Origin of the sequence: Nonomuraea sp. NPDC049709, from assembly GCF_040674815.1 — a bacterium.
GTDB lineage: Bacteria > Actinomycetota > Actinomycetes > Streptosporangiales > Streptosporangiaceae > Nonomuraea.
The window spans coordinates 23682-34464 of the sequence record NZ_JBFANM010000107.1 but is presented as its reverse complement, the minus strand read 5'-3'; the positions used below and the strand labels follow the sequence as shown (position 1 = coordinate 34464).

Annotated in this window: 11 protein-coding genes; 5 read left to right on the top strand and 6 right to left on the bottom strand. The window is 72.7% G+C overall.

Annotation, left to right across the window (positions count from 1 at the left end; genetic code table 11):
• Positions 1 to 248 (bottom strand): hypothetical protein (locus AB0J69_RS55185; protein ID WP_364136076.1); only part of this gene is annotated, 248 nt, incomplete at its 3' end.
• On the opposite strand from AB0J69_RS55185, the gene AB0J69_RS55180 reads away from it, so the two are divergent.
• The 5 genes from AB0J69_RS55180 to AB0J69_RS55160 all read left to right on the top strand — a co-directional run bounded on the left by AB0J69_RS55180 (position 237) and on the right by AB0J69_RS55160 (position 5444).
• A complete protein-coding gene (locus AB0J69_RS55180; protein ID WP_364136073.1) occupies positions 237 to 1607 on the top strand; it encodes a helix-turn-helix transcriptional regulator in 1371 nt (456 codons plus the stop codon). The genes AB0J69_RS55185 and AB0J69_RS55180 overlap by 12 nt on opposite strands.
• A gap of 171 nt (positions 1608 to 1778) precedes the next feature.
• On the top strand, positions 1779 to 2630 hold the full coding sequence (locus AB0J69_RS55175) for a terpene synthase family protein (RefSeq protein ID WP_364136070.1): 852 nt from the start codon (positions 1779 to 1781) through the stop codon (positions 2628 to 2630).
• Positions 2631 to 2903: 273 nt separating this feature from the next.
• Complete coding sequence (locus AB0J69_RS55170) at positions 2904 to 3497, top strand: ATP/GTP-binding protein (RefSeq protein ID WP_364136067.1); 594 nt, start codon at positions 2904 to 2906, stop codon at positions 3495 to 3497.
• A gap of 23 nt (positions 3498 to 3520) precedes the next feature.
• The gene (locus AB0J69_RS55165) at positions 3521 to 3994 is read left to right on the top strand and encodes an Lrp/AsnC family transcriptional regulator (RefSeq protein WP_364136064.1); all 474 of its coding nucleotides are present in this window, start codon (positions 3521 to 3523) and stop codon (positions 3992 to 3994) included.
• A gap of 85 nt (positions 3995 to 4079) precedes the next feature.
• On the top strand, positions 4080 to 5444 hold the full coding sequence (locus tag AB0J69_RS55160) for a glycosyltransferase 87 family protein (RefSeq protein ID WP_364136061.1): 1365 nt from the start codon (positions 4080 to 4082) through the stop codon (positions 5442 to 5444).
• Here the strand turns inward: AB0J69_RS55160 and AB0J69_RS55155 are convergent.
• From AB0J69_RS55155 to AB0J69_RS55135, 5 genes are read right to left on the bottom strand one after another with little or no spacing between them, the layout of a single operon-like run.
• Complete coding sequence (locus AB0J69_RS55155; protein ID WP_364136058.1) at positions 5347 to 6333, bottom strand: BadF/BadG/BcrA/BcrD ATPase family protein; 987 nt, start codon at positions 6331 to 6333, stop codon at positions 5347 to 5349. The genes AB0J69_RS55160 and AB0J69_RS55155 overlap by 98 nt on opposite strands.
• Complete coding sequence (locus AB0J69_RS55150; protein ID WP_364136055.1) at positions 6333 to 7592, bottom strand: 6-phospho-beta-glucosidase; 1260 nt, start codon at positions 7590 to 7592, stop codon at positions 6333 to 6335. Before AB0J69_RS55150 ends, AB0J69_RS55155 begins: the two co-directional genes overlap by 1 nt.
• Positions 7589 to 8482 carry a carbohydrate ABC transporter permease gene (locus AB0J69_RS55145; protein ID WP_364136052.1) on the bottom strand — a complete coding sequence of 298 codons (894 nt, stop codon included), beginning with the start codon at positions 8480 to 8482 and terminating at the stop codon, positions 7589 to 7591. Before AB0J69_RS55145 ends, AB0J69_RS55150 begins: the two co-directional genes overlap by 4 nt.
• Entirely contained in the window at positions 8479 to 9441 is a 963-nt protein-coding gene (locus AB0J69_RS55140) for a sugar ABC transporter permease (protein ID WP_364136049.1), read from the bottom strand. Before AB0J69_RS55140 ends, AB0J69_RS55145 begins: the two co-directional genes overlap by 4 nt.
• A gap of 3 nt (positions 9442 to 9444) precedes the next feature.
• On the bottom strand, positions 9445 to 10776 hold the full coding sequence (locus tag AB0J69_RS55135) for an ABC transporter substrate-binding protein (protein ID WP_364136046.1): 1332 nt from the start codon (positions 10774 to 10776) through the stop codon (positions 9445 to 9447).
• Positions 10777 to 10783: the final 7 nt, after the last annotated feature.

Here is a 10783-nt window from a genome sequence, read left to right as displayed (position 1 = left end):
CTCGCGCGGTAGCGACCTGGTCGGCAGGGGCTGCTCAGCAGCGTGTATGACTGCTTGAGGCCTGGCAGATCCTCGTAGCCGCGGCGGGCGGGCCGGACGAGCCGCTGGCGGAGGAGCTGGCCAGGTTCGCCGCCAAGGCCGCGCAACACGGGCTGTGGCAGGAGGCCGCCGCCCATCTGGACCTGGCCGCCGGGCTCACCGAGTCGACGGCGCGCCGCGACGAGCTGCGTACGGCCGTGCTGGAACACGTCCTCATCGGGGGCGACGTGCTCCGCGCGACCAGGCTCGCCGCGGCACGCAACGCCGACCCGCGCCCGGTGCGCCGGTATGTGCTGGGACGGCTCGCGCTGGCCGCCGGGCGCTTCGAGGAGGCGTCCGAGCTGCTGGCCGAGGCGTGGCGGCACACCGAGCCCGGATCAGCCGCCGACGTGGCCGAACAGCTGGCCTGGCTGCACCTGGTCACGGGGGACCGTACGGCGGCGGCGCACTGGGCCCGGCTGGCGATCGAGCAGCCCATCCAGGGCGCGGTCGCCAGGCCGTGGGACGTGCTGGCGCTGGGCGGGGCACCCGGCGCCGGCACGCCGGCCGGCGGTCTCGCCGCGGCCGTGGGGCACCTGGCATGCGACGAGGCGGGCCAGGCGTGTGCCGTGCTCAAGCGGGCCGTGGCCGCCGCGGGGCTGCCGCAGCAGCGGCTGCTGGCCACCGCGCTGCTGGCCGCGGCCGAGCACGCCCTGGCGCGCTGGGACGAGGCCGTGGCGCACGCGGAGGGCGCCCTGGCCGAGGCGACGGCGCTGGGGCAGCGGTGGCTGCTGCCGTGCCTGGAGGCGGCGTGCGTGGCGCCCCTGGCCGCCCGCGGGGATCACGAACGGGCCCTGGCGCACGCCATGGCCGCCGGGACCGCCGCCCGGGGGATGCGGCACGCCATGGGGGAGCGGCAGGCCGGGCTGGCCCTGGCGCTGCTGGGCGCGGGCGAGGTGCCGGCCGGGGAAGGGGACCCGTTCGTGCCGGACCCGGGGCCCGCCAGGATCGAGGCACTGGTCGCCGACGGGCGGCTGGAGGAGGCCGAGCTGGCGCTGGCGGCGTACGGCGAGGGCGGGTCCGGGGTGCGCGCCCGGGCCGAGCGGATGCGGCTGGCGGGGCTGCTGATGGCCGCGAGGAACGTTCCAACCCAGGCCGAGGAGCGGTTCGCCGGCGCGCTGGCGCTGGTGGAGTCGGGGGCGTGCCCCCTGGAGGAGGCGCGGGTGCTGCTCGACCTCGGCAGGCTGCTGCGCCGCACCGGGCGGCGCCGGGCGGCGGCCGAGCGCCTCGGGGCGGCGCGCGCCATCTTCGAGCGACTGGGGGCGCGCCCGCCGGCCGAGCGGTGCGCCCACGAGCTGGAGGCGTGCGGGCTGGAGCCGCCCGCCACCGTACGGCTCGGGCTCACGCCGCAGGAGCTCAGCACCGCCACGCTGGTGGCCGGGGGCCTGACGAACCGGCAGATCGCCAGGGAGCTGCTCATCAGCGTCAAGACCGTCGAGTACCACATCGGCAAGATCTACACCAAGCTCGGGATCAGCTCGCGAGTGGCGCTGACCACCAAGCTCGCCGCGTGCGCCCGTGCGTCGTGAGGGCCCGCTGCCCGGGGAGGTGTCGTTCCCGGGCAGCGGAGCAGGCTGATCGGCCAGGCTGCTGATACCTTGATCGGGAGCTCGTGATCATGAAACAATTCCCCTACAGGTGTATATCCGGGTATTGGGGGTCGTCGCCCATGATCCGCGAGCCGATCGAGCGGCCCTAGGGTGCGGGACGACGAGCTGGAGCAGGCGTTCGAGCTCGGCAGGACGTGCGCGCTGGCCGCGGAGTGCGGCAGGGACCTGCGGCGGTGCGCCCAGATGTACACCGGGCTGTTCCCCGTCGCCGCCTTCGGCGCCGACCTCGTCAACGGCCTGACCCTCTCCAACGCCTTCAGCGCCCCCTGGGCCGGCGCGGCCCGGCTGAAGGTCGTCAACCGGGCCGCCCTGTGGGTGATGGCCGTGGACCGGCTCGTCGACCACACCGCGACCACCCGCGAGCAGGTCAACCGCCTGACCCGCGAGTGCCTGTCCGTCGCCGAGGGGGCCGTGCCGCGCTCGGCGGTCACCCGGTTCCTCGCGGACCTGCGCGACGAGCTGGCCACCGTCAAGGAGTTCGACGACCTGCGCTGGATCTGGCGCGACCAGCTCGCGAAGATGTTGCTGGGCATGACCACCGCCTGGGTGTGGCGGGAGACGCACGCCCTGCCGACGCTGGCCCGCTACGTCGACAACGCCGACAGCCGGGGCTCGTGCTTCGTGGACCTCTCGCACTGGATCTACACGGCCGACGACTGGGCGAAGGCCCATCTGGAGCAGCTGTGGGGCGTCAGCCGGCAGGTGCAGCGCTACCTGCACCTGCTCGGCGACATGGCCACCTATCGCCGGGACCTGAGCTGGGGCGACCTCAACGTGCTGGCGCTGGGCGTGGACCGCGCCGAGGTGGCCGCGGCGATGGCGGAGCTGGAGCGGGAGGCCGAGGACCTCATCGGGCCGGTGGCCGAGCACAGTCCCCGCACGGCCGCCTACCTGCGAAGACAGATCGGTTTCAGTGCCGGATTCGCCGATATTTCGGGCTAGGATCGGGCAACGTAACGGCCTCGTCTGATTCCATGACAGACAATCTTGACTCTTGACTTGTTAGATCGGCGAATATCGGGGCTCGATGCAACAAAACGTGACATTTTGTTTCTTGTAAAAGTTTGCGACTTGAGTGGAAAATGTGGCGTTGCTAGGGTGTCTCGTTGCCAGGCATGTGGATCGATCTCCTCAACGCGCCTTGACAGGTACCACTGACCACGGCACCTCAGGGGTGGGGTCACGCATGCGCGGGATATGTACGGGCGGTGCTGGATGGAATTCGGTCGCACAGACCGTTGGCGGCTGCCGACCGCGATCAAGATTTTGATCGCGGGTGGATTCGGCGCGGGCAAGACCACCATGGTCGGCGCCGTGTCCGAGACTCGGCCTCTTCGCACGGAAGAGGCGCTCACCCAGGTGGGCACGCACATCGACGACCTGTCGGGCGTGGAGCGCAAGCTCACCACCACCGTGGCCATGGACTTCGGCCGCATCACCATCCGTAACGACTACATGCTCTACCTGTTCGGCACCCCGGGCCAGGAGCGGTTCTGGTTCGTGTGGGACGAGCTGGCCATGGGCGCGCTGGGCGCCGTGGTGCTGGCCGACACCCGCCGCCTGGACGACTGCTTCCCGGCCGTCGACTATTTCGAGAAGCGCGGCCAGCCGTTCATCGTGGCGCTCAACTGCTTCGAGGGCACCACGCCGTTCACCGTCGGCGAGGTGCGCTCGGCGATCGGCCTGGAGCCGGACATCCCCATCGTGCGCTGCGACGCCCGCCGCCGCGACTCCGGCAGGGAGGTGCTCATCACGCTCGTCGAGCACGCGATGCGCAGAGGGGTCACCCCGGTCGGGACCATGTCGTGACCACCACCGGCTACCTTTGACCGATGGAGGAGATCGACCGCCGGATCGTCACGTTGCTGGCCCATGACGGCCGCATGAGCTTCACCGACCTGGCCAGGGAGACCGGGCTCTCGGTCTCAGCGGTGCACCAGCGCGTACGCCGCCTGGAGAAGCGGGGAGTCGTCCGCGGCTACGCCGCGATCATCGACCACGACGCCGTGGGGCTGCCGCTGACCGCGTTCGTGTCGATCAAGCCGATCGACCCCGCCGCGCCCGACGACGCCCCCGAGCGGCTGGCCCACCTGGCCGCCATCGAGGCGTGCCACAGCGTGGCCGGCGACGAGAGCTACATCCTCAAGGTCCGGGTGGCCTCGCCGGTGGCGCTGGAGGACCTCCTGCAGCAGATCCGCGCCTCGGCCAACGTCTCGACCCGCACCACCGTCGTCCTGAGCACCCCCTACGAGCACCGCGCCCCCGACGTCACCAGCGAGCCCGCCCCCGGCCCCGACAGCGCCTGACCGGCCACACCCAAGCCCTTACGAAATGCGGACGGATGCCCCCGGCCCCACCCCGGGGGCCGGCTCCGGTGCGACGCTGCACACCATGAGCCGCCGTACGCTCCTCGCCGCCGCCCTGCTCGCCGCTCAGGTGGCCGTCCTGGCCGCGATCTTCCGCGCGGCCCCGGCCGGCCTGCCCTGGTGGTACGGCGCCGCCTGGGCGCTGTTCGCGACCGCCGTGTGGGCCCTGCGCGGCGTGCCCGGCCCGGCGGCCGGCCGGCTGGTGCTGGCGGGCGGCCTGGCCGTGATCGCCACCGGGCTCCTCGGGCCGCCCGCGACCAGCACCGACTCCTACCGGTACGCCTGGGACGGCCGCGTCCAGTCGGCCGGCCTGTCCCCCTACGACCACGCCCCGGCCGACCCGGCCCTGGCCGCCCTGCGCGACCCCTGGCTGTTCCCCGCATGCTCCGAGGGCCACTTCTACCCGGTCGAAGGGGACACGTGCACGCGTATCAACCGGCCCAGCGTGCACACGATCTACCCGCCGCTGGCGGAGGCGTACTTCCTGCTGGTGGACCGGCTCTCGCCCGAGGGGGCCCGGCACGCGCCGCTGCAGGTCGCGGGCGCGCTGGTGGCGGCGGGGGTGCTGGTCGTGCTGCGCCGCCGGGCGGCGGACCGGGCGGCGTACCGGGCGGCGTACTGGGCATGGTGCCCGGCCGTGCCGATGGAGGCGGTCAACAACGCGCACGTGGACCTGCTCGCCGTGGCCGCCGTCGTCCTCGCCCTCGGCGCCGTCCCCCGGAGCACGGTGGCCGGGCGGGGTCTGCTGCTCGGGGCGGCGGTCGCGATCAAGCTCGTCCCCGCCGTGGCGCTGCCCGGCGCGCTGTCGGGGGCGCTGGCCGGCCGGGAGGGGGCGCGGCGGGCGCTCCGCACGCTCCTGCCCGCCGTCCTGCTCGTCGCCGCCGCCTACCTCACGTACGTGCTCGCCTCCCGCTCCTCCGTGCTCGGCTACCTGTCCGGGTACCTGGCCGAGGAGGGCTACGACGAGGCCGGCGCCCGCGACCGGTACGGCCTGGTGCGCTGGCTCCTGCCCGACTCCTGGGCCCTGCCGGCGGTCCTGGCCGTCCTGGCGGCGCTGCTGTTCCACGTCCTGCGGCACGGCGACCCCGATCGCCCCGAACGCGGCGCCCTGCTGCTGACCGGCTCGGCCCTGCTGCTGCTCACCCCCGGTTACTCCTGGTACGCGCTGCTGGTCGTCGCCCTGGTGGCCCTCGACGGCCGCTGGGAGTGGCTCGGGGTCCCGCTGGCGGGCGCGGCGGCGTACCTGGTGCCAGGGGCGGGCACTCCGGCGTACGCGCTGGCCGCGGCGCTGGTCATCGCGGGGGCGGCGGCTCGTAGTGGCCGCGCAGGCGCGCCTTGGCCGCCTCGGAGGCTCCCAGCCGCTCCAGGCCGAGCAGCGCCGCCCCCATGACCGGCGGCAGCTCCGCCACCACGACCTTGGCCCGCGGCGCCCGCAGCGCGAAGCCCGCGTTCAGCAGCGAGGTCAGCAGCGGGTCCCGGGCCGTCAGCAGGCCGCCGCCCAGCACCACCTCCACCGGCGTCTCCAGCAGGCCGAGCCGGCGCAGGCACACCTGCGCCATCACCGTCACCTCCTCCGCCTGCCGCGCCACCAGCGCCCCGGCCACCGCGTCGCCGTCACCGGCCGCCGCCAGCACGCCGGGGGACAGCTCGTGCAGGCGGTCCTCCGGCACCCGGCCGAAGTGCAGGGCCAGGACGAGCTCCTCGACCGTCGCCGTGCCGAAGTGAGCGGTGACCACGCCGGTCAGCGCGGTCGGCTCGCCCCGGCCGTCCTCGGCGCGCGCGGCGTGCCACAGCGCCTCCTCCGCCAGGCTCTGCCCGCCGCCCCAGTCGCCGCTGATGCGACCCAGCGCCGGGAAGCGGGCCACCGCGCCGCCGGGGGAGACGCCGACCGCGTTGATGCCCGCCCCGCACACCACCGCCACCCCCCACGGCGCCGACGCGCCGGCCCGCAGCAGCGCGAACGTGTCGTTGCGCACCACCACGTCCCCCGCGAACCCCCGGGCGGCGAACTCCCGGGCCAGCGCCTCCTCCTCGAGCGGCAGGTCCGCGCCGGCCAGGCAGGCGGACATGTGGTCGAAACCGTCCATGGGCCGTCCGTTGACGGGCAGGGTGGTGAGGGCCGCCGCGACCACGTCCACCGCCGCCGCCACGCCGTCCCGCTGCGGCGTGAACGGCCCCGCGCGGCCCGTGGCGAGCACCTCCCCGTGCTCCGACACCACCACCACGTCGGTCTTGCTGTTGCCGCCGTCCACGGCCAGCACGAGCCGGGTGCGCGCCACTAGCCCACCGTCCACGGCAGGTGCGCCCGGTTGGCCTCCAGCAGCAGCCCCGCCAGCTCCTCTGCGGTCTCGTCCTGCCCGACGAGCGGATGGGCGAGCAGCGCGTCCCGCACCCGGTCCGCGCCGCCGTGCAGGGCCGCCTCCAGGGCGAGCGTCTCGTACGCCGACACGTGCGCGATCAGCCCCGCGTACAGCGGCTCCACGGGCGGCACCGGCAGCGGCGCGGCCCCGGCGGCGGTGATGGCCGCGGGCACCTCGATCACCGCCTCGTCGCCGAGGAACGGCAGCGTGCCGGCGTTGCGCACGTTCACCACCTGCGTGTCGCCCCGGTCGCCGAGCAGCGAGGCGACCAGCGCCACCGCCGCCTCCGAGTAGAACGCCCCGCCCCGCTGCGCCAGCAGCTCCGGCTTGGTCACCACGCCCGGGTCGGCGTACAGCTCCAGCAGCCGCGCCTCCATCGCCGCCACCTCGGCCGCCCGCGACGGCTTCGAGCGCTGCTCGCGCACCACCGCGTCGTGGGCGTAGAAGTAGCGCAGGTAGTAGGAGGGGATCGTGCCGAGCCGGCGCAGCAGCTGCGGCCGCAGCCCCAGGCTGCCGGCGATCTCCTCGCCGTGCTCGCGCAGCAGCGTGGGCAGGACGTCCTCGCCGTCGAGGTGGACCGCCCGCTCCCACGTCAGGTGGTTGAGCCCGACGTGGCCGAGCGAGACCCGCGCGGGGTCGACGCCCAGGGCCGCGGCGAAGCGGCGCTGGAAGCCGATCGCCACGTTGCACAGCCCGATGGCGCGGTGCCCGGCGTCGAGCAGCGCCCTGGTGACGATGCCGACCGGGTTCGTGAAGTCCACGATCCACGCCTCGGGGGCCACCTCGCGCACCGTCGAGGCGATCTCCAGCACGACCGGCACCGTGCGCAGCGCCTTGGCCAGCCCGCCCGCGCCCGTCGTCTCCTGCCCCACGCAGCCGCACCGCAGCGGCAGCGTCTCGTCGACCTCGCGGGCCGCCTGCCCGCCGACCCTGAGCTGGATCAGCACCGCCGCCGCCCCGGCCACCCCCTCCGCGACGGAGGAGGTGGCCAGCACGCGCGCCGGGTGCCCCGCGTGCGCCAGCATGCGCCGCGACACCTCCGTCACCAGCTCCAGCCGCCCGGCGTCCGGATCGATCAGGGCCAGCTCCGTCACCGGCAGCTCGTCGCGCAGCCGCGCGATCCCGTCGACCAGCTCCGGCGTGTACGTCGAGCCGCCCCCGACCACCGCGAGTCTCAACCCTTCACTCCCGTCAAAGTAACGCCCTCGATGAAGACCCGCTGGGCGAAGAAGAACACGATGATCACAGGTGCGGTCACCAGCAGCGTGGCCGCCATGGTGAGGTTCCACTGCACGCTGTGGAACGCCTTGAACGTGGCCAGGCCGAGCGACAGCGTCAGGTTCTCCTGCTCGACCCCGGCGTACAGCAGCGGCCCGTAGTAGTCGTTCCAGCAGTAGAAGAACTGGAACAGGGCCACCGCCGCCACCGCCGGGCGGGCCATCGGCAGGATCACCCTGACCAGGGTCCTGAAGTCGGAGCAGCCGTCCACCTTCGCCGCGTCGGTGTAGTCGCGCGGGATCGTGACGAGGAACTGCCGCAACAGGAAGATCGAGAACGCGTCGCCGAGCAGCATCGGCAGGATCAGCGGCCACAGGCTGTCGGTCAGCCCCAGCCGCGCCCACACCAGGTAGATCGGCACCGCCACGACCTGCGGCGGCAGCATCATGGCGGTGATGACCAGCAGGAACGCCGCCCGCCGCCCCCGGAAGCGGAACCTGGCCAGCGCGTAGGCCACCGGCACCGACGACACCACGGTGAACAGCGTCCCGAGCGCCGCGTACATGAGCGTGTTGCCCGCCCACCGCAGCAGCAGGGACTTCTCGAACACCTCGGCGAAGTTCTCCCAGTTCCAGGTGCGCGGCCACAGGTCGCTGGTCAGCGCCTGCTCGTCGGTCATCAGCGCGGTCAGCACGATGAACACCACCGGTGCCAGGAACATCAGCGCCAGCGCGATGGCCAGCGCGTGCGTGGCGATCCACAGCAGCACCCGCCGCCTGCGCGCCCTGGTCCCGTCGCGGCGGGCGCTCGGCGCGAGGACGCGGCGCGGCGCGGTGACGGTGGCGCTCATGAGCCCTCCTCGGCCCGGCGGAACTGCCGCAGCAGGATCAGCGTGAAGATCATCGCGGTGCCGAACAGGAGCAGCGCGAGCACGGACGCGTATCCCATGGAGTAGTCGCGGAACCCGGCCTGGAACAGCCACTGCGGCAGCGTGAGCAGCGACTCGTCCGGGTAGCCGGGGGAGAACGAGCTGCCCGGCGAGTCGGTCACGCCCGAGGCCACCCGGGAGGCGATCATCGCCTGCGCGAAGTACTGCAGGGCGTAGATGATGTTCGTGACCAGGGCGAACATCAGCACGGGCGCGATCACCGGGAGCGTCACGCTGCGGAACTGCCGCCAGGCGCCCGCGCCGTCGATGGCCGCGGCCTCGTACAGGTGCCGGGGGACGTCGAGCAGCGCCGCCATGAAGATCACGGCGAGCTGGCCGCAGCTCCACAGCGACAGCAGCGTCAGGCTGGGCTTGGACCAGGCCGGGTCGCCGAACCAGTCGGGACCGTCGATCCCGAACAGGGCCAGGAACTGGTTCCACGGCCCGGTGGACGGGTTCAGCAGGAACACGAACGTGATCGTGCCCGCGGTCACCGGCACCAGCGAGGGCAGGTAGAAGATCGTCCGGAAGAACCCGGAGCCGGCCTTCAGCCTGATCACGAGCTGGGCCAGGCCCAGCGAGAACAGCACGGTGGCCGGGACCATGATGAGCACCAGCCACAGCGTGTTCCCCGCCGAGGTGAGCACCCTGGGGTCCTGGAGGAGATAGCGGTAGTTGTCCAGGCCGACGAACTCGAGGGTGTACATGTCGTAGCGGTGGAAGGAGAAGTACACCGTGGACAGCAGCGGGTAGACGAAGAAGATCGACACGCCGACCAGCCACGGCGACAGCCAGAGGAGGGCGCGCAGGCCCTCCCCGCGCCGCCGCCATACCGGCGCGGGGGCCGGACCAGGTGGCGGCGCGGGAGTCAGGGTGGCCACCGGTCAGCCTCCGGACAGCTTCAGCTTGTCGTTGATCTGCTTGTCCACGCCCTTCAGGCCGGCGTCCAGGTCCGGCACGTCGCCCTTCTCCCACTTGGCGATGAAGGTGGCGAAGGCCTCCTGGTTGAAGACGCTGTTGACGCTGGCGGGCAGGGTCGAGGTCTTCGGGTGAGCGAAGATCTCCAGGAAAGTCGTGAAATTTGCGTCTTTGGAGAGATCGGGGGACTCCATCGACGCCTTCGTCGTGGGGACGTTGCGCAGGGCGTTCGACAGGGTCACCAGAGAGCCGGTGTCCATGGTCAGGTGCTTGATCAGCTCCCAGGCGTGCTGCGGGTGCCGGGCGCCCTTCGGCACGCCGATCACGGTGCCGGCGGTGAAGCCGCTGCCGTACAACTCGGGGCGGTCGTCGGCGACGGGCAGGGGAGCGGTGCCGTAGTCCAGGCCCTTCGCGTCATTGGCGATCATGGCGTTGCGCCACTCGCCGTCGAGGATCATGGCGACCTTGCCTTTGAAGAACGGGTGCTCGGCGCTCCACTCGTCGCCCAGGCTCTTGCGGAACTTCTCCAGCTTGTCGTGGCCGTACCAGTCGACGAGCTCCTTCTGCCAGGTCAGCAGCTGCTTCCAGGCGGGGTCGGAGCCGATGGCCGAGGTGCCGTCGTCGTTGTACCACTTCGCGCCGACCATGGGGCCGAGGTGGCTGGGGCTGTTCTCGTAGTACTGGACGGTCGGGATGAAGCCGGCCACCTTGATCTCGCCGTCGGCGTCCCTCACCGTCAGCTTCTTGGCCAGCTCGGTCAGCTCGCTCAGCGTCCTGGGCGGCTGCTCGCCCTTCATCAGGGCCTTGTTGTAGTAGAGGCCGTACGCGTCGGCCAGCAGCGGCAGCGTGCACTGCTTGCCCTCGAAGCCCGAGTAGGAGCGCGCCACCGCCGGCAGCACCGACAGGTCCACGCCGTCCTGCGCGATCACGGGCGTGAGGTCCTGGAACGATCCCGACCTGCACCATTGTGCGACGTTGTCGGTCGTGAACGAGGCCGCCACGTCCGGCGCCTTGCCGCCGCGGATGGCCTGGGTGATCTGGTCGTCCTGGACGCCTTTCACGGCCTTGACGGTGATCTGCGGGAACTTCTTGTTGAAGCCGGCGATGGCCGCCTCGAACGCCTTGACCTCGGCGTCGGTGGAGAAGCCGTGCCACAGCTCGAGCGTGGCCGCCGGCAGGGCCTGCGAGGCGGATCCTGAGGGTTTGGGCTGGGCGCCGAGGGAGGGCCCGGCCTCCCGGTTCGCGGTGCACGCGGTCAGCGCGAGTACCGCGGCGACCGCCAGGGGGACGAAGCGCACGGGGGGT